The organism is Paenisporosarcina sp. (genome assembly GCF_049671445.1).
Classification (GTDB): domain Bacteria; phylum Bacillota; class Bacilli; order Bacillales_A; family Planococcaceae; genus Paenisporosarcina.
On the sequence record NZ_JBATUX010000029.1, the window covers coordinates 13,333 to 35,647 of the forward strand.

The 22,315-nt window shown below is 39.5% G+C and carries 25 protein-coding genes and 1 other annotated feature; of the genes, 10 read left to right on the forward strand and 15 right to left on the reverse strand.

The annotated features are described in order from the left end of the window. Positions 1–247: 247 nt before the first annotated feature. From WBG45_RS04815 to WBG45_RS04830, 4 genes are all read right to left on the reverse strand, one after another. A complete protein-coding gene (locus WBG45_RS04815; RefSeq protein ID WP_424412646.1) occupies positions 248–1,327 on the reverse strand; it encodes a GGDEF domain-containing protein in 1,080 nt (359 codons plus the stop codon). 268 nt (positions 1,328–1,595) lie between these two features. Next, positions 1,596–1,877, reverse strand: a complete 282-nt coding sequence (locus WBG45_RS04820) for a DUF6509 family protein (RefSeq protein WP_024536112.1) — start codon at positions 1,875–1,877, stop codon at positions 1,596–1,598. A 101-nt stretch (positions 1,878–1,978) separates the two neighbouring features. Beyond that, positions 1,979–2,308 carry a VOC family protein gene (locus tag WBG45_RS04825; RefSeq protein WP_424412647.1) on the reverse strand — a complete coding sequence of 110 codons (330 nt, stop codon included), beginning with the start codon at positions 2,306–2,308 and terminating at the stop codon, positions 1,979–1,981. Between the two features lie 60 nt (positions 2,309–2,368). After that, positions 2,369–4,021, reverse strand: coding sequence for a M20/M25/M40 family metallo-hydrolase (locus WBG45_RS04830; RefSeq protein ID WP_424412648.1), 1,653 nt, complete (start codon positions 4,019–4,021; stop codon positions 2,369–2,371). Between the two features lie 108 nt (positions 4,022–4,129). Here WBG45_RS04830 and WBG45_RS04835 point away from each other — a divergent pair, with 108 nt between their 5' ends. After that, positions 4,130–4,429 carry an MGMT family protein gene (locus WBG45_RS04835; RefSeq protein WP_424412649.1) on the forward strand — a complete coding sequence of 100 codons (300 nt, stop codon included), beginning with the start codon at positions 4,130–4,132 and terminating at the stop codon, positions 4,427–4,429. A 69-nt stretch (positions 4,430–4,498) separates the two neighbouring features. Here the strand turns inward: WBG45_RS04835 and WBG45_RS04840 are convergent, their stop codons facing one another. The 3 genes from WBG45_RS04840 to WBG45_RS04850 all read right to left on the reverse strand — a co-directional run bounded on the left by WBG45_RS04840 (position 4,499) and on the right by WBG45_RS04850 (position 7,030). Next, the gene (locus tag WBG45_RS04840; RefSeq protein WP_424412650.1) at positions 4,499–5,059 is read right to left on the reverse strand and encodes a M15 family metallopeptidase; all 561 of its coding nucleotides are present in this window, start codon (positions 5,057–5,059) and stop codon (positions 4,499–4,501) included. A 122-nt stretch (positions 5,060–5,181) separates the two neighbouring features. Further along, positions 5,182–6,129, reverse strand: a complete 948-nt coding sequence (locus WBG45_RS04845) for an ABC transporter permease (protein WP_424412651.1) — start codon at positions 6,127–6,129, stop codon at positions 5,182–5,184. Continuing rightward, entirely contained in the window at positions 6,107–7,030 is a 924-nt protein-coding gene (locus WBG45_RS04850; RefSeq protein WP_424412652.1) for an ABC transporter ATP-binding protein, read from the reverse strand. The genes WBG45_RS04845 and WBG45_RS04850 overlap by 23 nt, the downstream gene beginning before the upstream one ends. A gap of 221 nt (positions 7,031–7,251) precedes the next feature. Here WBG45_RS04850 and WBG45_RS04855 point away from each other — a divergent pair, with 221 nt between their 5' ends. After that, the gene (locus WBG45_RS04855; RefSeq protein WP_424412653.1) at positions 7,252–7,959 is read left to right on the forward strand and encodes a serine hydrolase; all 708 of its coding nucleotides are present in this window, start codon (positions 7,252–7,254) and stop codon (positions 7,957–7,959) included. A 28-nt stretch (positions 7,960–7,987) separates the two neighbouring features. Here WBG45_RS04855 and WBG45_RS04860 read toward each other — a convergent pair whose 3' ends face one another. After that, a complete protein-coding gene (locus WBG45_RS04860; RefSeq protein ID WP_424412654.1) occupies positions 7,988–8,422 on the reverse strand; it encodes a YkvA family protein in 435 nt (144 codons plus the stop codon). A gap of 57 nt (positions 8,423–8,479) precedes the next feature. Then, positions 8,480–9,214 (reverse strand): sulfite exporter TauE/SafE family protein, encoded by a 735-nt coding sequence (locus tag WBG45_RS04865; protein WP_424412655.1) that lies wholly within the window; start codon positions 9,212–9,214, stop codon positions 8,480–8,482. A gap of 113 nt (positions 9,215–9,327) precedes the next feature. Between WBG45_RS04865 and WBG45_RS04870 the strand changes: the two genes are divergently transcribed. Continuing rightward, positions 9,328–9,855: a GNAT family N-acetyltransferase gene (locus WBG45_RS04870; RefSeq protein ID WP_424412656.1), complete on the forward strand. Its 528-nt coding sequence runs from the start codon at positions 9,328–9,330 to the stop codon at positions 9,853–9,855. A gap of 44 nt (positions 9,856–9,899) precedes the next feature. Here the strand turns inward: WBG45_RS04870 and WBG45_RS04875 are convergent, their stop codons facing one another. Next, positions 9,900–10,286, reverse strand: a complete 387-nt coding sequence (locus WBG45_RS04875; protein ID WP_424412657.1) for a hypothetical protein — start codon at positions 10,284–10,286, stop codon at positions 9,900–9,902. Between the two features lie 91 nt (positions 10,287–10,377). Between WBG45_RS04875 and WBG45_RS04880 the strand changes: the two genes are divergently transcribed. Beyond that, positions 10,378–11,025 (forward strand): histidine phosphatase family protein, encoded by a 648-nt coding sequence (locus WBG45_RS04880; RefSeq protein WP_424412658.1) that lies wholly within the window; start codon positions 10,378–10,380, stop codon positions 11,023–11,025. Between the two features lie 324 nt (positions 11,026–11,349). Here the strand turns inward: WBG45_RS04880 and WBG45_RS04885 are convergent, their stop codons facing one another. The 5 genes from WBG45_RS04885 to WBG45_RS04905 form a co-directional block, all read right to left on the reverse strand. Then, complete coding sequence (locus WBG45_RS04885; protein ID WP_424412659.1) at positions 11,350–11,826, reverse strand: acyl-CoA thioesterase; 477 nt, start codon at positions 11,824–11,826, stop codon at positions 11,350–11,352. Positions 11,827–11,970: 144 nt separating this feature from the next. Continuing rightward, positions 11,971–12,921, reverse strand: coding sequence for an NlpC/P60 family protein (locus WBG45_RS04890; protein ID WP_424412660.1), 951 nt, complete (start codon positions 12,919–12,921; stop codon positions 11,971–11,973). A gap of 11 nt (positions 12,922–12,932) precedes the next feature. Beyond that, the gene (locus WBG45_RS04895; protein WP_424412662.1) at positions 12,933–14,036 is read right to left on the reverse strand and encodes a mandelate racemase/muconate lactonizing enzyme family protein; all 1,104 of its coding nucleotides are present in this window, start codon (positions 14,034–14,036) and stop codon (positions 12,933–12,935) included. Positions 14,037–14,053: 17 nt separating this feature from the next. Then, on the reverse strand, positions 14,054–14,977 hold the full coding sequence (locus tag WBG45_RS04900) for a S66 peptidase family protein (protein ID WP_424412663.1): 924 nt from the start codon (positions 14,975–14,977) through the stop codon (positions 14,054–14,056). A 165-nt stretch (positions 14,978–15,142) separates the two neighbouring features. After that, complete coding sequence (locus WBG45_RS04905) at positions 15,143–15,967, reverse strand: M55 family metallopeptidase (protein WP_424412664.1); 825 nt, start codon at positions 15,965–15,967, stop codon at positions 15,143–15,145. A 412-nt stretch (positions 15,968–16,379) separates the two neighbouring features. Further along, positions 16,380–16,592 (forward strand) — a binding site (T-box leader). A gap of 79 nt (positions 16,593–16,671) precedes the next feature. Here WBG45_RS04905 and trpE point away from each other — a divergent pair. The 6 genes from trpE to trpB are packed head-to-tail and all read left to right on the forward strand — an operon-like array spanning position 16,672 to position 22,272. After that, positions 16,672–18,036 carry an anthranilate synthase component I gene (gene trpE / locus WBG45_RS04910; protein WP_424412665.1) on the forward strand — a complete coding sequence of 455 codons (1,365 nt, stop codon included), beginning with the start codon at positions 16,672–16,674 and terminating at the stop codon, positions 18,034–18,036. Next, a complete protein-coding gene (locus tag WBG45_RS04915; protein ID WP_424412666.1) occupies positions 18,033–18,599 on the forward strand; it encodes an anthranilate synthase component II in 567 nt (188 codons plus the stop codon). The genes trpE and WBG45_RS04915 overlap by 4 nt, the downstream gene beginning before the upstream one ends. A 31-nt stretch (positions 18,600–18,630) precedes the next feature. Next, positions 18,631–19,662 carry an anthranilate phosphoribosyltransferase gene (trpD, locus tag WBG45_RS04920; protein ID WP_424412667.1) on the forward strand — a complete coding sequence of 344 codons (1,032 nt, stop codon included), beginning with the start codon at positions 18,631–18,633 and terminating at the stop codon, positions 19,660–19,662. Further along, the gene (gene trpC / locus WBG45_RS04925; RefSeq protein ID WP_424412668.1) at positions 19,659–20,447 is read left to right on the forward strand and encodes an indole-3-glycerol phosphate synthase TrpC; all 789 of its coding nucleotides are present in this window, start codon (positions 19,659–19,661) and stop codon (positions 20,445–20,447) included. The genes trpD and trpC overlap by 4 nt, the downstream gene beginning before the upstream one ends. After that, positions 20,447–21,061, forward strand: a complete 615-nt coding sequence (locus WBG45_RS04930) for a phosphoribosylanthranilate isomerase (protein WP_424412669.1) — start codon at positions 20,447–20,449, stop codon at positions 21,059–21,061. Before trpC ends, WBG45_RS04930 begins: the two co-directional genes overlap by 1 nt. Positions 21,062–21,063: 2 nt before the next feature. Further along, the gene (gene trpB / locus WBG45_RS04935) at positions 21,064–22,272 is read left to right on the forward strand and encodes a tryptophan synthase subunit beta (protein WP_424412670.1); all 1,209 of its coding nucleotides are present in this window, start codon (positions 21,064–21,066) and stop codon (positions 22,270–22,272) included. The last annotated feature ends 43 nt before the right edge of the window (positions 22,273–22,315 follow it).

The following is a 22,315-nucleotide window of genomic DNA, read 5'->3' on the forward strand; positions in this document are numbered from 1 at the left end:
AACGGTTCCCCACTTTCCATCAACTTTTCTCTTACTCTTCGTTTGTCGAAGTAATGTGTACAACAGTAACATGATTCGACACGATAAATATATAGAATAAATAGAATTGATAGAATATTGTATTATAAAAAGGAAATACGTGCATGAAACCGCTTAAATCATACATGAACCATTATTTATCGTCATGAATCATTTTCAATTGGAAGGAATAGGTAGATTGCGAAAAAACGGACACTAAAAAACTTCCTCATACTATCGAGGAAGCTGAATGTTTGTTTATAAACATTTTTTCGTCTGCTATTTTTACCATTTCAGGAACACTTCTAGTATCTTTTTTATACTCAGCAACTCCAATTGAATAGTTGACGATTATAAAGTGCCCTTCTATACTCTGAGGTAAATCTTGTACATTGCGATCAAGTTGATTAATGAATTTTTGCAAGCTATCCCCCGTTTTGGGGGTATACACAACAAATTCATCGCCACCATAACGGAACACTTTTTCATCAGCCTGCAATTCTTGTTCGAGTTTTTTTGCAAATGCCATCAACACATAATCCCCTACGAGATGACCATAGGTGTCATTAATATATTTGAATTTATTTATATCAAAAAAGAGAATCGAAAAAGTGGATAGATTTTTATTGCGCTCTTTCAAAAACAGCATATCCATATGTTGATTAAAACTTAATCGATTGTAAACACCGGTAAGCGCATCAATTTCTAAATCCCTTTTGGTATACGTCATTTCCACGAATTCCATTAGATCTGGAACAATTTTGGATGCAATAAATGTCAGTGTGAATATATTTAATCCCCATAATAGGATTTCCAACCCAATATTTTCAATCGCAATTGTAGGCCAAATAAAAAGATTCAGAATTGTTGCAGCATAGCTCGCACTGAACAATATGAACGTATGTAAGGTTTTATTTTTCAGAGTTGGAATTAATATGATGATTGCAGATAAAAACAAATACAATAAGCCTAGTGATAAATCTACTGTGTTTGTTGAGTGTGAAAAATATTTGAGTTGTGAAGCAAAAATGATAAACAACATAAAAACATACGTTAATCGAATATCGTAATAGACCCTGACCATAATTACTGGGGCTATCATAAAGAGCGAATTAAAAAACTCTATCTCATAATATGGATTTAATAACATAAATAATAAAAATCCAGTGTAAAGCGCTATCAAAGAAAAAATTGTCCTTCCGCTAAATACACCGTATCGCTTCGTTAAAAAGGCACTGAAAGTCGCGAGTCCTATGTACACTGAATTATATAAAAATAAGTCTGTTACATATTCGTTATACCAATCCATCATCGACACCACCCTAATAACTACTTTAGCACTATAATTGTACGAATATTCCGCAAATAATTCAATAATTAACTTTATTTCCCTACCTACTATTTAAAATATCACTTGATCTTTCTTTGTGTATTTATCAGCAGTCCGAAAAAGGAGTTATCGATAAAACCAAAAGATATTTCATTCGTTAAAGTATTTTTAAATGTTAAATAAAAAAACTCCCTTTCCAAAGCTTTTCTTCAGTAGTACGAAGATTGCTTTGAAAAAGGAGTTTTCATTATGCTAGGTTTTTTTTGCAGTACTCTAGAATTTCTGCTTCTTCGTCGTCTTCAAGAGCAAAGTCTAGTGCATCTCTTGATGCTTTTTCAGTAAAGTAATATTGCACAACGCGTTCTCCATTTTCATCTGAAGCGAAAATGACACGAAGCTCTAATCCACCTTCTGTATATAGCTCATCGTCTTCTTCAACTTGAATATCTAGTAAAAATTCATAACGATCTCCGACGATAATTCCAGTCGGGTCGTTTATTTTATTAACTAAATGACTTATAATTTCCATTTTCTCATTCTCCTTTAGTTGATTTATTAATCTAGATGTTGTCTTCCTATCATCTAATTGTATCTGTAGAGCGTGTATAATGCCAACTCTACAATAAACTTTTAATTCTCTTCCCACACATTAAAAACCATGCCGAACGGATCGCGCACGTAACAATCCCTTCCTTTACCTTCCCAACGAACAATTTCACAACCATTTTCTACTAAATGTTCCTTAGCCTCTTGTAAATTGTTGACGACTATTTCCATGACAGGACCTAAATTTTCACGGCCTGGAATTAAAAATATTGAATTGTGATTCGTTCGAAATTCCACTTCGTCTACATCACTTTCAATAGGTTCCTTCAATCCCATAACTGTCTCATAAAAGAGTTTTGCCTTTTCAACGTCTTCTACTTGAAAACCAATATTCTTGGACATTCGATAATTCATTCTAGTATCTCTCCTTCATCATAAAGTGAAAATGTGAAGATGCCATGCTATTCAGGGCTACTATCGTGAGCCGATTAGGTTTTTCAATACTTCATTCGTTAAGTTAGGCACGATGTTGAGGGTAAAATCGCGTTCCATACGTTCATATTGTTTGTGTGCATCGTAACCATAAGGTCCAATATTGATAACTGGTACGTTTATGGCGCGTATTGCTTCATAGTCGACATAGTGTTTCGTTCCCCATCCTGGGTTATTCCTTGAGACAGCCGAAATCCCTGACTCGTCGTCGCTCAATGCGACAAAACTCATGTCCGAGATGTACGGGAAAAAGTTTTTCGTAACGATAGGGTGAGGATAGTTAGGTTGGACCGATTCCACAGCCATATCTAATGCTTCCAGCAAATTTTGTTCTTTGTCGTTTTTACCTGTAACTTCTATTCTTGGAGAATAGAGCGATGAGTAAAACATGATGATTGCTGGATTTTTATCTGGCATCCATTTCCATGCTTCTTCAACTACGCGTGCTGCGAACATACGGGTATCAAGGTCGATTTGTTGTAATAATTGTTCTTTGAAAGCTTCCATATGTACCGTATACGCTTCACCATGCTCGTTTTGCAATAGCGAATGCATGTCCTCGTAAGTCATGACTCGTGGTTCCCACAGTAGGTCATTCATAGGTTCTCCGCTTATTTTGCTAAACGTTGCATAATGTTGCTTGAACTCCTTTAGTGCCGTAGAAAATGCCATTTCTGCTTCTACTTTTAAGAGCTCGAGAACTTCTTTTGGCGACCACGAATGGATAAAGAAATTGAAATAGACATACGCAGATAATGCTGTTTGCACGGTGTATGTTGGTTTAAAGTCCATCTGTTTTAATGCAACTGGCGGCACAGTCGTTTCCCCAAACGCTTCATTGCAAAGTGCAGGATTGTAACTGATTTGTCTTGTCAAATGGGCAGCGATAAAATTAGGATCAATGCCTTCAAAACAAGAACCTACATGCGTTTCCGACCCCGTAATGAAGAATGATGGCAATAACTTCCCTACTGTTCCTTTGTAAATATAGCGATTCGGATCCCCGTTGTAACGAGGAGACACAAAGTCCGCATTAATCGCTGCTACATACTCAAATCCTTGTACGTCACGAAGACGTTTTAATTCGGATAATGAAGATATTATTCCGTGCGAACCGTCTTCTTCATCACACTCAAAGACGATCATTAAATTACCTTCGAGCTCTTCAGGATGCTCCGAATAATATTTCAACAAGTATAGATGACTTGCTACTCCAGACTTCATGTCAAGAACACCTCGTCCAAACTCGAATTCACCTGACATTAGATGACTTCTCACTGCTTCAGGCAAATCTTCTTGTGGTAGGGCTTGTGCTAATGCATCAGGATCCAGTGCATGCTCTTTTAAATTAAAATCGTCGATGCCTACTGTATCAATGTGTCCCATTAATAGAACTGTTTTATTGGATGGGTTTTTCGTTCCTTTAACAAACGCAATGACATTGTAACGCTCTTGCTCATCGTTTTCAGTCTGTTGATAGACTATATGTTCAATATGTTGTTGGAAATATGGATAAGAAGAAATAAGCGTATGAAGCGCCTGCGACATCACCTTTTCTCCGCCCTCATTCACAATACTTTCGATTCGCACTAACTGTTTCGTCAATGCCCACACTTCTTCACGGCAATCAAACATGTCCAGTCACCCCTTTAGTCAAAATATTTAGTTACACGTAATATATCATAGACAGTCGACATGGGGAACCAGCTTTGATTACAATGGGGAGAGTTAGGAGTGAACGAAATGCAACCTTTTACAGCAGAAGTTGTACGCGTCTTAAAAGAAATACCTGAAGGCTACGTGGTCACTTATGGACAAGTCGCACGCATGGCGGGTAGTCCACGTGCTGCAAGACAAGTCGTACGAATTTTACATACGATGAGCGAAAAACACGGATTGCCTTGGCATCGAGTAGTCAATGTTCGTGGGGAAATCGCCATTTCAGACGATGAGTCAAAGAATTTGCAACGCATGTTGCTTGAAAGTGAAGATGTGCTTTTTTTAGCGGATGGAAGAGTAGATTTAAGTGTATTTGATAAGTAAATTTTGATGTCATTCTAAATTTCCAGTAAAAAAAGGCTGCCTGGGCAACCTTTTTTTACTTACACAATGCTATTTATCATTAATTTTATCTTCAGGTCGCCAACCCTTTTGCAAATCTCGAATCGTTAAGTCGAAAGTATATTCTAAATGAGGATAATCTTTGAAGCCAGCCCAGTCACCACCCCATTCAAAACCTAGTTCCTTACCAATTTGAGCAACTTCGAACCAGTCCGCTTCCCCGTTACTATTTAAGTCCCGCTGCATGTCATAGCTGATGGTCCCATCATTGTTCTTCAAGACGAAATCGATGGCAAGTCCATAATTATGAAAACTTTCACCACCACGAGCATACGTAACGATGCTACCGTCCATCGAGCGTCCTTTGTCATATAGTACGTCTTGAGATTCTACTGATCGAAAACCGTCACTTATCATAATGGGAATACCGATTTCTTCTGCTTTATCTAGTAATTGATTACTTTTCTCCCCCACAATCGGGTGCAGTCCTTCTGGCAAAGTGCGTTCCTTAAGCTCTTCTCGAAATTCTAGTTCATTGTGAACCCATACGAAGAAGAGTCCGCCAATGACGAGCCACAACGTAATATTTACCCATGTCCATAGTCTCTTCAAGCGAACTTCCCCTTTCTTCACACTGTTTTCCATCTTACGAAACTTCTTACTTTCTTTCAATGATTCAATACTCCCTAGCAGATAAAAGAGTCGCTCCTGTGAAAGGAACGACTCTTTTAAAATTAAGCGGTGACATCTCGCTTCGTAAATGACCAGAAGCTAATGACTAAGAATAACAACATATAAACGGTCAAGACTATAAGTGATAAAGTCCAAGTCATTCCTGGGACATACAAATTACCTGTGATATAACCTGTTAAATCAGTATGGGTAAATAAGATGTATTTCGCGATTTCATATTTGCTTAGGAATAGTACGATAGGAGTTCCAACAAATAATAGGAATATTGATAAACCAATGGCAAGAGAACTTGAACGGAACACGCTGCCAATCGTGAAGGCGAATGTTGTATAGATGATTACACCTACGAATTGTAAGACGTATAACACGAGGACACGTCCCCAGTATGATACTTCCACTACCGCTCCATTGCGATAGTCTAAAATTTCACCTCCGCTTGAATCATAGAACAAGTAACCTGCAATTAATGATGCCACAAATGAAATTATTGTTAACGCCAAGGCAAATAATAAGGTAGTCAAATATTTCGACGTTAAGATTTTCCATCTCTTGACCGGTCTACTTAGTAACATTTTAATCGTTCCTTGAGAGAATTCAGATGCCACAATACCTGCTGCGGCAATGACTGATAACAACACAACCAACGACAACATCAAATTTGAATCAAGTATAGATTGCTCTCTACCCGTTGGATCCATTGGTTCTATATCTTTTTCTAATCGATATTCAGAAATTGCTAGATCCTTTTCTAATTGTTTTTTAGTCGCATCATCTATGTTAGGGTTCGCAAGTTCCTCTTTTAAAAACACTTGATTTTGAGCTGCATCTTCTTCCCAAGACGGTTGGTTTTCTGGTTGCTCAAAGGAGGATTCTACAAACTTCATAATGCCACTAATTCCAATTAATATGAGTAATAATACGGCTACCATAATCCAAGTGGCTTTTTTATGCCATAACTTCATCCATTCATTTCTTATGAGATTCAGCAATTTGGCCACCTCCGGTCATTTCTAAGAATTGATCTTCGAGCGTTTTACGGAATGGTTGCACGGCAAATAATTGAAGATTTGCAGCTACCATCGTTTGAATGATTGCAGGAATTTGTTGTTGTTCTACTTTGGTGATAAATCCTAAACCGCTCTCTTCCACTGTTAGCCCATGTTCCACTAGTAATGCACGTGCTTGTTCAAGTGGTTGAGCTTCAATATAATAATGAGCTTCTTCTTTTTGATTCATTTCACGAATGTCAATAAGCTGACCATTTTGAATGATTGCGATTCTGTCACATATCAGTTCAATTTCAGAGAGTAAGTGACTCGATACGAACACAGAAACTCCATCTTCATCAGCGATCTTACGTAAATATGTACGGAATTCTCGAATTCCTGCAGGATCCAAACCGTTTGTTGGTTCATCTAAAATCAAGAATTTCGGACGATGCAATAAAGCTTGTGCTAAACCTAAACGTTGGCGCATGCCAAGTGAATACGAAGATACTTTTTCATGTATCCGATTTTGCATGCCTACTTGCTCCACTACTTCGGTAATCCGCTCTTTTGTAATCGATTTATTCATTCGCGCAAAGTGCAATAAATTTTTCCATCCCGACATGTATTTGTACATCTCAGGATTTTCAACAATTACTCCTACTTTACTCATCGTTTCTTCAAAATGCTCTGTCAGTGTCTGGCCTTCAACTACTACTTCTCCACTTGTAGGTTGCATTAACCCTGACATCATTCGAATAGTCGTTGTTTTACCTGCTCCATTCGGCCCTAAAAAACCTGTGATTTGACCAGGGAATAATTGCAAGTTCAAGTTATCAATAATTTTCTTTTTTCCAATGGTTTTTGACAAACCTTTTAACTCTACGACTGGTTGTTGTTCCACACTTTTCACCTTCCTTTAATAACGACATCAGCTATCTACTGCATAAGACGAAATAACTACTTAAAAGTTCTTGCTTTCTATATGACTTTTGGTGCTTATTTCTATATACGAAATAACTGGGTAAAAGTTTCAATTGTTCTTAAGACTTTTAATTTTTTCAATGGATGGATTTATTCGTTAAAGTTTTTAGGATAAAATAAGGGAAAGGATGTGCGAATATTGTGATAAATAAATTTCCCGGGAAATACGGATTACATTTGGAATATCCCGTAGGGGCAGTCCGCTATTCTATAAATATTGATGAAGTTTTTAAGTCTGCTAGTGTCATTAAGTTACCTATTTTTCTTTACGGAAGTCATTATGCCAAGGATTTAGATGAACTAGTGGAGGTTTCTCCTGAAGATATCGTCGATGGATCTGGCGTTTTGCAAACACTTGTCACACAAGAAAGATTGTTTTCGGTACGTGATTTACATGCATTAATGATAGTAGTTTCTGATAATACCGCGACTAATCTCTTGATTAAGCGTTATGGAATGAAACGTCTTAACAGTTATTTGCAGCATCTAGGAATGACGAAGTCGAAACTTGGACGTGAAATGCGTGACCATAGGGCGATTGCAGAAGAACGAGATAATATTGTATGTGCCCGTGACATGGTTGCTTGCTTACGAGCTATGGTTAGTTCTCCTGCTTTTAATGACATGTTACATATTTTAGAGAAACAACAATTTCAAGATAAAATACCCACAGGGGTTAATAATGAGAATTTTGTCTTTTTTAACAAAACGGGTGAGTTAGATGATATAGAACATGATGTTGGATTATTTGTTTATAAAGGACAAATAGGTCTCTTCGTCGCCTTAACTGAAGGTAATAATTCACTAGAGTTTTTACATGAATTTGGACATAAGTTTAATGAATTATAAAAGAGCGAACCGCTGACGGCTCGCTCTTTTATTTTTCGTTAAATATTTGATCATCTATTTTATTTGATTGTTCTGAATCTCCGAACCATGATTTCATTTTTTCATGTGCACGTTGTCTAGTTGGCTCATCGATATGTGAAATGACTTGATACAAAGCATATGCAATAACACTTGCATCATCAGCTAAACCAATGACGGGAATGAAATCAGGAATAATGTCAGCTGGGAATATTAAGTATCCTAATGCACCCATAATTGTAAGTTTTGCTGATTTTGGTACCGCTGGATTTTGAGCTGTGAAGTACAATAACAAACTTGTATAAACAGTCGTTTCACCCGCTTTTTTGCTATATTTCAGAAGTTTATTCCAAAACTTTTCTTCTGAATAATGCATTTGCGAGCTTTCAATCTCACTTTGCGGGTCTAAGTTTTTTAGCAAATCCTTGTCTTGCTGCTTGTTCATATCAACACCCCTTTGAAACTAGTATGTCGGTTTGTGTGATAGTTTTCAATAATTAACCTATAGGATGTTTTCTACAACTAATTGTAAAATGAGCAAAGCCGTAACAATCCGTAAGATTGGTTTCACATATTGTGGCTTTATTTTTTCTGCTATACGAACACCTAGCTGGGCTCCTGTCATTGACCCGGCCATCAAGGCTAGTGTTAGTGGCCATATGATAACACCCGACGAAATATAACTAATCGCTGCCCCAAAGCAACTCGAGAAAGTCGCAAGCCTTACCAATCCAACTGACTTTACATACGCAATGTTCAAGTAACTAAATAAATACAACATTAACGTACCTTGTCCGGGACCAAACAAACCATCATACATACCGATCCCAAAAAGCCCCGGACCACTTACAGCTGTCAATTTCAAAGGCTTTTCTCCTGTGAAATTGCCTTTGCCAATAAAAGATGTGAGAAAAGCAAATGCTAAAAAGATGATTGCCAGTACATAAAGATTACTTGCCGATAATTTAGAAGCAATAAAACCTCCAGTGAGTCCCCCTCCCAAACTGATTGGTATTAACCAGACGGAATCCTTTAAGGTAATTTGTTTTCGTTTGTACAACGTAAAGAAACTCGAAAAAGAACTTACTGTGTTGGACACTTTATTAGCACCAATGGCTGAATGAATCGGCATGCCCAGTAGTAACATTGTTGGCAAACTAATCAAGCCTCCACCTCCAGCTAACGTGCCGATTGTCGTTGCCGTTACACCGATCAGATAAAGTAGTAGATAATCCATCGTCGTCACCTGTCTTTCTTGTTATTCTTATTGTACTTCGTGTCTCTAAATAAGAACATGACGATGATATAATGAGTTACGATAAGAAAAACTTATGACAAGGGGAATAGATTATGTTCAAAGGATCAAAAATTCGTTTAACAGCTATCAGAAAAGAAGATCTTCCGACATATCGGCAATGGACTAGTGAGGAATCATTTGGTCGTTTTTATACTTCTTCCCCTATTCGTGAAGAGTCCGAGAAAAATGCAAACCAATTGATTGATGACCATTCTGACCGTAGTTATCGTTTTGCAATACGCCCGCTTACTACTGAAGATTTTTTAGGTGTTTGTGCGATTGAAGAAATTGAATGGCCACATCGTGTTGGTTGGACTTCGATTGCTCTTGGTCCAGATTTTCAAGGCAAAGGATTTGGCAAGGACGCCATGCTATTGGTGGTGAATTACGCCTTTAACGAACTTAATTTACATAGACTATCACTGACTGTTTTCAGCTATAACCAAGGAGCCATTACTCTCTATGAATCTCTTGGCTTCAGACATGAAGGTACTTATCGTGAATTTTTACAACGGGACGGCAAACGACATGACATGCATTTATACGGATTGCTAGCCACCGATGTTAAGCCACTTAATTAATGGAAATGAAAAAGGATGCCTTCTTTAAAAGAGGCTTCCTTTTCTTAAGCTTTTGAATGTGTAAAGCGCTCAAATAAATTCCGGACGATAGTCGTTAGGCTTAATATAAATACGATGATTAATGTAATTTGAATCACCATAATCATCCAGTCAGGGAAAGATAGGACGCCACTATTTATTAAATGGTTTAAGCCTACAAAAATAGAGACGAGGGCAGCCAAGAAAGCTATCATAGTTGCAAGAATAGCAGCAACTTGAAGGAATGATAATTGTTTAATATGCTTTCTTAAACGAATGACTTGTAGCAGGATGACTAATACGAACAGGATAAATGACAGATTGGAAGAACCTATGTAGATTGAATTACCAATATAGAAAACTAAGATTACACTAAGAATGATGCTTTGGTATTTGTCTATAAATGTTAACATGTTGATTTCGCTCCTTTATATGTAGTACGCAAAAGCTATTAAAAAGTTTCATTTTTGGTAAAATAAGAGAATAGACTCTCACTTAAAAGAAATGAGGAATTGGATGCTTACTTTATATATTACACGACATGGTCAAACAGAATGGAATGTTCAATCTCGTATGCAAGGTTGGGCGGACTCACCCTTAACAGAAAGTGGTGTGGCAGCCGCAAGACAATTAGGCAAACGTCTTCAAGATGTCCCACTTGACGCCGTATACAGCAGTACGAGCGGACGCACAATTCATACTGCTCAACTGATACTTGGAGAACGTACTACTCCACTTATTCAAAAAGAAGACTTACGAGAAATTAATGTCGGTGAGTGGCAAGGTAAGTTATCTTCTGACATCGATCGAGATTTTGCGGACCAAGTAAAAACATACTATGAGCATCCAAGCCAATTTGAACCAACTTCTGGTGAAAGCTTCTATCAGCTGAAAGAACGAGTGTTACGTGCTATAGAAGACATAGCTGCTGCCCATCCAACCGGTCATGTTTTGATTGTCACGCATGGTGTTGTTAAAAAATGCTTAATCAATCATTTTAGTGGTGCACAGTTGGATTCACTGTGGGATCCACCTTTTATCCATGGTACAAGTTTAACAAAGCTGGAAATTGATACTGATCGACGAGAACTCACCATGATTGGCGATATGTCACACAATGAAGAAGCTAAAGTCGCTTCACGAGTTCAATAAGTATAAGATTCTAAGCGAAGCTGGTGGATAACTTATACTACTTCTTACAAAGAAAAGCGCATTCTAGCTAGAATTGATGAACCAGTGTCTTTCTGTGGAAGAATGGTGTCCATCTCCAAGCGAATGGACGAAAACGTAACTCGAGTGGACGGAAACTCAAGTTGAATGGACAATAACCTAATGTGAATGGACGGAAAGCCAAGTTGAATGGACGATAACCCACTGTGAATGGACGATAGCCAAATCTCCAAGTCCGAAGATGTAGCTCTAACAAATCTTATCTTTCAAAAAAAGAAGCGAGGATTATAAATCCCCGCTTCCCATCTAATGTTTCATTTGAATGCGTAGTTTACGATGATCACGACGTGCTGGTCCTGATTCGTAAAGTCGAATTTCTTCTTCCGTTTCAGCGACAATCCCTGGAACCGGAGTTGGCTTCCCGTTTGCATCAATTGCGACAAATGTTAGGAAGGATTCGGTCGTTAACTTCGTTTCACCTGTTAACAAGTTCGTTGAATGCACACGTACATAGATTTCCATTGACGTTCGACCTGTCGAACTGACGACTGATTCTAACTCTAGGCAATCACCTACACGAGCGGATGATAAAAAATCGACGGAATCGATAGACGCGGTGACGACTGTATTTTTGCAATGCTTCATAGCAGTAATAGCAGCTATTTCGTCAATATAAGATAACACTTTCCCTCCGAAAATGGTTTCCATCGTATTAATGTCGGGCGGTAACACCAAATGTGTTTGAATCGTTCGGGACTGCTTCATTGGAATTGGTTGGGTCATGATGATCTCTCCTTCTTTGATGCATAGGTCCATCATACAAAACCTCATCATTAATTTAAAGTTCTATACACCTATTGTCTAGCCTACTCTTTTAGAAATAAACAAGCCAGTCCTTCACTCTAGGACTGGCTTTCATACTATTCGTTATGATAAATTAGAAAGTTCTTCTTCAGATCTTGCATAACGTCTTGCCGCACACAATTCATTCTCATACTTCGTACCCGCTATTTCAATAATTTCTACACATTGTCCTGTCGATGGAGAATGAATCATTTGCCCAAATCCGTAATAAATACCGACGTGGCGAACTTTATCGGATCCTACATTTGCAAAAAATAATAAATCTCCTATTTCCCACTGATTTGTGTCTTCTATATTAACTTCTTTCCCACTTCTTGCCTGATCGTCAGCATCCCTTGGAAGGAAATATCCATGCCCTTTGAACATGTTGTAGCTAAGACCCGAGCAATCATAGCCATATGAAGACATGCCGCCCCAGAAGTATGGTTTTTCGATAAATTTAGTAGCACAAGAAACGATAGCGGCTCCGGAACGTTCAACAAATGATTCAATACCTGGAGAATGTTCAACCTCTTCACTTAAAATCAGCGCTTCTCCATGCGGGGTATGGACTAATGTAAACTGAGCGTTGTTATCGATAACTGGGAGTATTGTATTAAATGGAACGACTAGTAAAGGCTTTCTATCCTTCGTCCAAAGCTGTGCTTTAGGTAGACGGACTTTCGCAAAACCGAAGTCTGAAATTCGTTCCATTTCTTTTAATTGAACGAGAGGTACCCAACCTGGATAACCGCGTTCATCTTTTTTAGAAGGTTGCCAAGTACAAATCACTTTTGCCCAGTCCCCAACAATTTCTTCGATTAATACAGGCTCGCCGTATAACAACTGCGTTTGAATGCGATTTCCCTCGCAAAGATCGAGCAAGTCTTTATACGATAATTCTTCTAACCACTTAGGGACACGTACTGGATTTTCTAAACCTGGCGCATCTTTTTCACGTGCTGACTCAGGAGATGTCCAAACTGTTGCGACGGACACTGAACATACCCATCTTGTTGCTGATTGAAATAACATGTTTTCTCTCCTTATCCTTTATGAAGGAATCGTTTATTCATTAACTTACTATGTAATCCGAGACCAGGTAATTTTGAAAATCGAATATGTCTGCCGTCGTATGTAATACCGCCTTCTACAATATCTTCAGCCAACATTAACGGGGCATCAAAATCAAAGCGCGTCACGTTCGGTTGGCTTGCAGCGAAATGAGCAGCTGCTGAAATGCCAAGTTTTGTTTCAATCATGCTTCCGGTCATGCATTCTACTCCATAACTTTCGGCTAATGCATTGATTTTCAACGCTTGATAAATGCCTCCAGCTTTCATGAGTTTAATATTGATTAAATCAGCTGCACGCAGTTGCAAGACTCGTACTGCATCTTTTGGCGTAAATATACTCTCATCCGCCATGATTGGTGTCTGTGTATGCATTGTTACATATTGTAACCCTTCAATATCATACGCTTTTACTGGTTGTTCAATGAGTTCTATTTCAAGACCGGCGTCTTCCATCTGTCCAATAGCCCGCACTGCTTCTTTTGCTTCCCATCCCTGGTTCGCATCGAGTCGAAGCTTTGGTTCGTACCCAATCTTTTCTCTGATTGCGCGAATCCGTTCAACGTCTTTTGCGATATCATCGATACCCACTTTAATTTTCAATACATTAAAGCCTTTATCTACGTAACGTGCAGCATCTTCAGCCATTTCTTCTTCATCATTTACACTGACCGTAAAGTCGGTTTCCAGTGTATCACGATAGCCTCCAAGAAGTGTTACAAGAGGCAGTCCTGCAAGTTGACCGAGCAAATCATGAATGGCCATATCAATCGCTGCTTTTGCACTTGAATTGCCAACCATAGAACGATGCAATTTTTGGAATACCCGCTCCGAATGATGTAAATCAAGACCTAGTAAATGAGGTCCGATCACTTGATCAATTGCAAATTGAATACTTCCAAGCGAATCACCTGTGATGACATGAGTTGGTGGGGCTTCTCCCCATCCATCAAGACCATCTTCTGTAGTGATCTTGACAAAAATAGATTCGGCAATCGTGACGGTACGAAGCGCAGTTTTAAACGGTTTTGTGAGCTGTACCGCAACCGAAAAAGTTTCGATTGAATGTATGATCATGATGGATTACCTCCCGTTTATTTAACGCCTGGTAAAATGGTCAATGTTTTTGCTTCGGCATCTAATCGAGCTTCCACACCTAGTGGTATCGCAAAATGTGGTTCACAGTGACCAATTTTAAATCCAGATACTACTGGCTTTCCTAAGTTACCTAGATAGTGTTTCAAGACTTCATCTAGTGTTAATGATGTTTTTCGTTGTTTAGGTTCTGCTTTTGAAAAATCGCCAACTACAATTCCTACTGCTTCTTGCAATTTCCCTGCTAAACGCAACTGGTTTAACATGCTATCTACTTTATAGGGTTCTTCATTTACATCCTCAATAAATAGCAACTTCCCACGTGTATCAATTTCGTATTTAGAGCCTAGCGCACTAACTAGCAGCGATAAGTTTCCTCCTACTAACTCTCCTTGTGCCACTCCACCACTTAGGGTCGTTAATGGTGAAATGTCTTCTGTATAATGAAGTTCACTTGGTTCAAATAATTGCCCAAACATGCGAGCAGATAATTCTTGGAAAGTGTCTTTTCCGACATCCGATGCAAGCATTGGTCCGTGGAATGTAACAATGTTGGCGAATTGACCAATCGTCGTGTGTAAATACGTAATATCGCTATAGCCCCACAGAATTTTAGGTTGCTCGGTCATTAATTGGAAATCAATGCGATCCGCATAGCGAGCTGCTCCGAAGCCACCTCCCGCGCAAATAATACCTTTAACGTTTGGATCAGAAAGCATATCGTGTAAATCTTCTAAGCGCTCATCATCTGTTCCCGCTAAATAGCCGTTAATATTTTCGACGTGTTTCCCCATTTTAACGTTCAATCCTAATTGGTCTAAAAATGCGAGTGAGCGGTTTAAATTTTCTAAGTTAGGTGGACTTGATGGAGCGATAACTCCAATGGTATCCCCTTTTTTTAATCGTGTTGGTCTCGTGCGCATGGATGTTGCTCCTCTCTTCTGTCTTGAAAACAAGTTATCTATCTTTAAGTATAACTTCTTTTCATAATAGAAGTATGCGACGTCTACTTGAAACGCCGCAGCTTTTCATTCTTTTCAGTACAGCGTGAAAATTTTTAAACTGTTAATGAACAATTTGCCTTCACATTAACAAAATGTCGTTTGGCTCGCTAATTCGACTTGAACTAACATCGCACGGTACGCTTCCAAAATATCTTTGGCTTCAAATTTCACGATTGTTGTACCAGGTTCAATTTCACAGCCAGGCATAAGAGCTGCCCACTCGGCTTGTCCGTAGTTCACAAATTCGATTCGTAACGTTGGTTTTTCAGGTGGTACGAGTGGTTTTACTAAGTGTCTATTGTCGACAGCTTTTTGAATTTGTTCGGTTAAAAGTGCATGTGACTTTTGGGGATGCATAGTTTTTACAGCTTGGCGTGTAATCGATTGTTTGACCGCAACTGTAGTGACGTTTGGAATAAGGGCTTCAGCTTCACGACACGCCCCGTCGTCACCAGCAACTAGTAACACCGGCACTCCAAAGTGGCCAGCCACGTATGCATTGAACCCAAGCTCCCCAACTTCTACTTCGTTAATGTACATATTACGCACGCCAAAAATCATACTGTGACTCATGACTCCAGGTTGCCCTGCACGCGAATGATAACCTACAAAAATCGCTCCTTCATATGATTCATCCAGTGCCTGTACCATCGAATACGGCTTTACTCCACCAGTAATCAAAAGCGCTTCTGGATTTAATTCCTCTATTAGCAAGTTATTCATTTTCGAATGGCTGTCGTTCACCACTATCTCGGTAGACCCTTTTTTCAGTAAACCTTCAATAATCGCATTTGCTTCATTGGTCATGATACGACGGGCACGTTCATAGTTGTGTTTCTGCGAATCTACGAAAGTATGATCTGGCAAACCAGTAATGCCTTCCATGTCGACCGAGATGAAAAATTTCATATTCTTGCTGACCTCCTCATACCTTGATATATCAATAATTGTTATATTTAAAGTAACAATAAAGATTGAATATTTCAATATTATCCCTTTATTTTATTCGATTACCGAAATAGTTAAAACCTTAGTGCAGAAAATTGAATAGGATAAAATTTGTATACCCATAAACGTATGATTTTCGACCACTCGAATGGTGTTTCCGATCACTTACGCTTGATTTCCGACCACTCAAATGTAGTTTCCGACCATTCGTCTATTTTTCTGATTATTTATTAATTTATCCCCTTATCTGTTGACATATGTTTCTATGCGTACTAAGATAGGAACAACTTTTTGATTCGGAATTTTGGTAGAAGGTGTCGGGAGCGACATCGCCAATAAAATTTAGAACATAGTTGAGATTGAGTTTAGCTGAGAAAAATCGATGACAAAGAATAGTAGCTCGAGTGTGTCTTAATAGAGAGTCAGCGGTTGGTGGAAGCTGATAGACAACTTGTGGTGAATGGTCTTTGGAGAGTTTCCCTGAAGGTAAGTATGGGAAAACGTCTGATCTACGTTACAGGTCCTAAAGTGAAAGCCAGTATTGGCTTTTAATTTGAGGTGGCACCGCGGTCATTCCGTCCTCTGTACATGAACTTTTCTGTTCATGTACAGGGGACTTTTTTGTTTTTCCGTAGGTACACGAGCCGAGCAGAGGAGAGATTAGTTTGAATACAAACCAACTACAAACCGCACGAATGACAATTAACGGTGACACCCTTTCACCCATATCGATTTTCAAACGCTTGCAAGGGACTCGTAAGTTTTTACTCGAAAGTTCTTTAAAACATGAAGCATCTGGTCGCTATTCTTTTATTGGAGCAGACCCCGTCAAAGAATTTAAAGGAGCGGCTCATGAGTTAAAGGAAACGAACTTATTAACTAGTGAAGAGATGATTCATAAAGGAAAACCGCTTGAATTATTAAAAACTCTACTACCCGTAATTGAGGAGCACAGTGAATTTCCTTTCAACGGTGGTGCGGTTGGCTATATCGGCTATGATGTCATCTCGCAATATGAAGACATTGGTCCCGCCCTCCTAGATGATCGAGATATGCCTGATATTCACTTGCTCGTATATGAAACCATCATTGTCTATGACCACCTAAAGCAAGATATAACGATTTTGCACACAGGTAACAATCCAAGCAAGATTAAAGAAGTGGAACTTCAATTAGCAGTGAAAGAACGCGAGGAGGTAACTACCTCTTCCCCGCTTCCTTTTACATCTAATATTACAAAACAAACGTTTATCGATAACGTTTTACGAGCGAAAGAACTGATAAGTGCAGGAGAGATATTTCAAGTAGTGTTATCTCAACGTTTACAAGCCCCCTTTACCGGCGACTGTTTTTCGTTGTATCGAAAGCTAAGAAAAGAAAATCCTTCTCCTTATATGTTTTATGTCGACTTTGACGAACATGTGGTATTGGGTGCTTCACCAGAAAGTTTGATGAGCATTCAAGGAAAACGAGTGACAACGAACCCAATTGCAGGCACAAGACGACGTGGCAAAACATCAGAAGAAGATGCGTTGCTTGAAAAAGAACTTCTCGAGGACCCGAAAGAACTCGCTGAACACCGCATGTTGGTGGATTTAGGACGAAATGATTTGGGTCGAATTAGTGAAGTTGGCAGCATCCATTTAACTAAATATATGAACATTGAAAAGTATCAACATGTTATGCACATTGTATCTGAAGTGGCAGGTACTTTAAGGGATGACCAACACCCCCTTGATGCTCTCGTTGCTTGTTTACCAGCTGGAACCGTATCGGGTGCTCCTAAAATTCGCGCGATGCAGGTGATTCAAGAGATGGAGAATGTGAAACGCGGAGTTTACGCAGGCGCTGTCGGCTATATCGGATTTAATGGCAATATTGATATTGCGTTAGCGATTCGAACATTAGTCGTGAAAAACCAGACCGCTTTTGTCCAAGCGGGCGCTGGAATTGTCTATGACTCCAATCCACAAGCAGAGTATGAAGAAACGTTACACAAAGCGAAGTCATTGCTTGAGGTGTTGTCATGATTTTACTACTCGATCACTATGACTCGTTTACGTATAACTTGTTCCAAAGCCTATCGATGCTAGGAGAAGATGTACAAGTGGTTCGTTATGATGAGATATCTATAGAAGAAATCCATCAAATGAAGCCAAAAGCTATCGTCTTATCCCCTGGACCTGGATCGCCAAATGACAAATTACATTCTTTATCGATTATCCAAGAATTTTATCAAACGATACCGATGCTTGGTGTTTGTTTAGGACATCAGCTGCTTGGCGTAGCATTTGGAGGGAAAATAGAACGTGCTACAAACGTGATGCACGGTAAGGTATCCGCAGTACGCCATTCACATGCGGGTATGTTCGCTTATCTACCACAACCATTACCTGTCATGCGTTACCACTCACTCGTGCTTGAAGATCTACCGACGTGTTTTAACACAACCGCGATTGCAATGGACGACCAAAGCATCATGGCGATTCAACACGAGGAATATCCACTTTACGGCTTGCAGTTCCATCCGGAATCCATAGGGACTCGTGATGGCGATAAAATTCTACAAGCCTTTTTAACAGACATAGCTTAGCTGAGCAGATTTATAGTGAGGAGAGATAGAGATGAGAGGATTTACTGAGTGTGTACGTGCAGGTAATTCACTGACGTACCAAGAGATGAGAGAAGCAACAAGCGCTATGTTTTCAGAACAAATTGCCGACCTAGATATCGCTAATTTTTTAACAGCATTATCGATAAAGGGTGAAACGACAGAAGAAATTGCTGCCATTGTAGAAGTGTTAAGAGAAAATGCTACGCAAATACCAGTTACATCATCAGTTATTTTTGATAATTGTGGTACGGGAGGCGATGGTTCACAAAGTTTTAATATCAGCACTACTTGTTCTTTTGTACTAGCCGGAGCAGGATTGAAAATTGCTAAACACGGAAATCGTAGTATTTCAAGTCGTACAGGAAGTGCGGATGTATTAGAAGAGCTTGGCATCGCTTTGGATTTTCAACCTCATGAAGTGGATGAATTACTAAAGTTAACAAATATCGCGTTTTTATTTGCACCACATGTTCACCCAAAAATGAAACGAATTCAAGTCATTCGGAAATCTTTAGGCAAACCAACGATTTTTAATATGATTGGTCCCTTAACAAATCCCGTTTCTCTATCCTCTCAGTTAGTCGGTGTTTATCGACAAGATAAATTAATGCCTTTAGCGGATGTCCTTCATCGCATAGGTCGAAAACGCGCAATCGTATTAACGGGTGCAGGCGGAATGGATGAGGCGTCTCTTGCAGGAGATAACCATCTTGTACTGATGGATGAAGGTGACTGTATTCCATTTACGCTAAATGCACAGGAAGTTGGTTTGTCATATGCCCCGTTAGAAGCGATTCGCGGTGGCGACGCAAAACAAAACGCAGCTATTTTAAAAAGCGTATTACGCGGAGACCCTTCACCTTATTTAGATACAGTGTTGCTCAATGCGGGAATTGGGTTATTCGCAGCAGGTGTCACGTCTACGATTCAAGAAGGCGTTCACCAAGCCCGCAAAAGCATTGAAAGCGGTCGAGCACTAAGCATTATGAATTCAGTTGTCGCGTATAGTCAAAATCGAAGCCATTTGGAGGTGAACGCATGACCATTTTAGAGAAGATTTTAGAAGTGAAAAAATTAGAAGTGGCGGAGCTATTGGAACAACACGTCCCTTTCGATCTAACTAAAGAACCTACTGCCAAGCCTACTTTATTTGAGACTTTATATAACACACAACTTTTACAGGTAATCTCTGAAATTAAACGCGCTTCTCCTTCTAAAGGATTAATTGAAGGGAATGTGAATCCTGTGCAACAAGCACTATCTTATGAGCGTGCGGGAGCTGCAGCGATTTCCGTGTTGACTGATCAACAATTTTTCAAAGGTTCGATGGACGATTTACACGCTGTTTCTACAGCAGTTGGTCTACCTGTATTGTGCAAGGATTTCATTATCCATCGGTTACAAATCGAACAAGCAAAACGAGCGGGTGCTTCTATTATCTTGTTAATCGTGGCTGCACTTGAACAAGAAACGCTTCACGACTTATTTAATTTTGCCACATCTTTAGATTTAGAAGTTTTGGTCGAAGTTCACGATGTTGAGGAATTACAAAGAGCTTTATTAATCGATACGAAGATCATTGGTGTTAATAATCGTAATTTAAAAACGTTTGAAGTGGATTTAGGGAATACGGCAGAAATTGCTGCACACTTCCCTTTTCATGAAGATCGAGTGTTAATAAGTGAAAGTGGTATTCGAGGTGCATCGGATGCGTCAACAGTGGCTCAAGTTGGTGCTCATGCCGTGTTAGTTGGAGAAACATTAATGCGTTGTGCAAACATTGACGAAACGTTACGAACGTTTCACGTGAAACGTAGGGAACGATGATGACAAAAGTAAAAATTTGCGGATTGATGGAACTTGAACATGTAAAAGTGGCTGTGGCATCAGGCGCTGACGCGATTGGATTTGTATTCGCCAAAAGTCGTCGACAAGTCACGGTGGAAAAAGCGAAAGTACTCGCAACTGCAGTTCCGAGTAATGTGCTAAAGATTGGCGTGTTCGTCAATGAAGCGTTGGAAGAAGTGGAACGAATCTCTAGAGAAGTGCCTCTTGATATGGTTCAACTGCATGGTGATGAAGATCCTAATTATGTTCAATGCCTTTCCCTACCTACTATTAAAGCATTATCGATAACGACTCATGAAGATGTGCAGCAGGCTTCACGTTATGAAGTCGATTACTTTTTATTCGATGCACCTGGTTTTGAATTCCGTGGAGGATCTGGTCATTCATTTGATTGGTCGTTACTTACAAAAGCGAACATCTCACACGACAAAGTAATCTTAGCTGGTGGACTGACTGAAAATAATATAAATGAAGCAATTACTATCGTTCACCCTTTTATGGTGGATGTATCAAGTGGAGTTGAGACAGCGCAACGGAAAGATGCAGAAAAAATCCGCACGTTTATCCGTGCAGTTCGAGACGAGGAGAGATGAGCATGGAGACTACTTATAACCAACCAAACGCAACAGGGCATTACGGTAAATTTGGTGGACGATTTGTTCCTGAGACATTAATGCAGGCCGTGATTGAATTAGAGGAAGCTTACAATATAGCTATTAAAGACGAAGAATTTATTAAAGATTTTCGCTATTATTTAAAAGATTATGTGGGACGTGAAAACCCCCTTTACTTTGCAGAACGCTTAACGAAAAAAATGGGCGGTGCGAAGATTTATTTAAAACGTGAAGATCTCAATCATACAGGTGCACATAAAATTAACAACACGATTGGGCAAGCACTACTTGCTGTTCGTATGGGCAAACGTAAAATCGTCGCTGAAACAGGCGCTGGGCAACATGGAGTAGCAACCGCTACCGTCTGTGCACTTTTAGACTTAGAGTGTGTCATCTTTATGGGAGAAGAAGACGTTCGTCGTCAACAGTTGAACGTGTTCCGTATGGAATTATTAGGAGCAAAAGTTGTAACTGTGACGCAAGGTAGTAGAACGTTGAAAGATGCCGTGAATGAAGCACTTCGTTACTGGGTAACGAATGTTGACGATACTCACTACATTATGGGATCCGTTTTGGGCCCCCATCCCTTCCCTAAAATTGTTCGTGATTTCCAGCGTGTGATTGGCGATGAAACGCGTAAACAAATCGTTGAAAAAGAAGGTCGCCTGCCTGATGCGATTGTTGCTTGTATTGGCGGCGGCAGTAACGCAATGGGCATGTTCTATCCTTTCATTGAAGATACTGATGTAAAATTATTCGGCGTTGAAGCAGCTGGCGCTGGACTTGAAACGGACAAACACGCCGCCACTTTAACAAAAGGTTCAGTTGGCGTATTGCACGGTTCACTTATGTATTTACTGCAAGATGATGCGGGACAAATTCAAGAAGCTCATTCGATTTCAGCAGGACTTGATTACCCAGGCATCGGACCTGAGCATAGCTATCTCCATGAAAATGGCCGTGTTAAATATACATCCGTTACCGATGACCAAGCGTTAGCTGCTGTTCAAATGCTGGCTCGAACGGAAGGTATCCTCCCTGCTCTTGAATCTGCACATGCGATTCATTTTGCAGGTGAACTGGCGGCTACGATGAGCAAAGATGAAATTGTTGTCATTTGTTTATCAGGGCGTGGGGACAAAGATGTTGTTACTGTACGTGATGCTCTTGGAGGTGGAACGAATGACTAAAATGAAATTACAATCTGCCATTGAACAGCAAGTCTCAACAGGC

What these genes read in the sequence shown, in the direction of transcription:
- WBG45_RS04900 (WP_424412663.1), bottom strand. Translation starts at nt 14,977, where the DNA reads ATGCGCACGAGACCAACACGATTAAAAAAAGGGGATACCATTGGAGTT.
- WBG45_RS04815 (WP_424412646.1), bottom strand. Translation starts at nt 1,327, where the DNA reads ATGGATTGGTATAACGAATATGTAACAGACTTATTTTTATATAATTCA.
- WBG45_RS04870 (WP_424412656.1), top strand. Translation starts at nt 9,328, where the DNA reads ATGTTCAAAGGATCAAAAATTCGTTTAACAGCTATCAGAAAAGAAGAT.
- WBG45_RS04895 (WP_424412662.1), bottom strand. Translation starts at nt 14,036, where the DNA reads ATGATCATACATTCAATCGAAACTTTTTCGGTTGCGGTACAGCTCACA.
- WBG45_RS04885 (WP_424412659.1), bottom strand. Translation starts at nt 11,826, where the DNA reads ATGACCCAACCAATTCCAATGAAGCAGTCCCGAACGATTCAAACACAT.
- WBG45_RS04905 (WP_424412664.1), bottom strand. Translation starts at nt 15,967, where the DNA reads ATGAAATTTTTCATCTCGGTCGACATGGAAGGCATTACTGGTTTGCCA.
- WBG45_RS04890 (WP_424412660.1), bottom strand. Translation starts at nt 12,921, where the DNA reads ATGTTATTTCAATCAGCAACAAGATGGGTATGTTCAGTGTCCGTCGCA.
- WBG45_RS04875 (WP_424412657.1), bottom strand. Translation starts at nt 10,286, where the DNA reads ATGTTAACATTTATAGACAAATACCAAAGCATCATTCTTAGTGTAATC.
- WBG45_RS04930 (WP_424412669.1), top strand. Translation starts at nt 20,447, where the DNA reads ATGACAAAAGTAAAAATTTGCGGATTGATGGAACTTGAACATGTAAAA.
- WBG45_RS04880 (WP_424412658.1), top strand. Translation starts at nt 10,378, where the DNA reads ATGAGGAATTGGATGCTTACTTTATATATTACACGACATGGTCAAACA.
- trpC (WP_424412668.1), top strand. Translation starts at nt 19,659, where the DNA reads ATGACCATTTTAGAGAAGATTTTAGAAGTGAAAAAATTAGAAGTGGCG.
- trpB (WP_424412670.1), top strand. Translation starts at nt 21,064, where the DNA reads ATGGAGACTACTTATAACCAACCAAACGCAACAGGGCATTACGGTAAA.
- WBG45_RS04915 (WP_424412666.1), top strand. Translation starts at nt 18,033, where the DNA reads ATGATTTTACTACTCGATCACTATGACTCGTTTACGTATAACTTGTTC.
- WBG45_RS04835 (WP_424412649.1), top strand. Translation starts at nt 4,130, where the DNA reads ATGCAACCTTTTACAGCAGAAGTTGTACGCGTCTTAAAAGAAATACCT.
- WBG45_RS04825 (WP_424412647.1), bottom strand. Translation starts at nt 2,308, where the DNA reads ATGAATTATCGAATGTCCAAGAATATTGGTTTTCAAGTAGAAGACGTT.
- WBG45_RS04830 (WP_424412648.1), bottom strand. Translation starts at nt 4,021, where the DNA reads ATGTTTGATTGCCGTGAAGAAGTGTGGGCATTGACGAAACAGTTAGTG.
- WBG45_RS04860 (WP_424412654.1), bottom strand. Translation starts at nt 8,422, where the DNA reads ATGAACAAGCAGCAAGACAAGGATTTGCTAAAAAACTTAGACCCGCAA.
- WBG45_RS04865 (WP_424412655.1), bottom strand. Translation starts at nt 9,214, where the DNA reads ATGGATTATCTACTACTTTATCTGATCGGTGTAACGGCAACGACAATC.
- WBG45_RS04820 (WP_024536112.1), bottom strand. Translation starts at nt 1,877, where the DNA reads ATGGAAATTATAAGTCATTTAGTTAATAAAATAAACGACCCGACTGGA.
- trpD (WP_424412667.1), top strand. Translation starts at nt 18,631, where the DNA reads ATGAGAGGATTTACTGAGTGTGTACGTGCAGGTAATTCACTGACGTAC.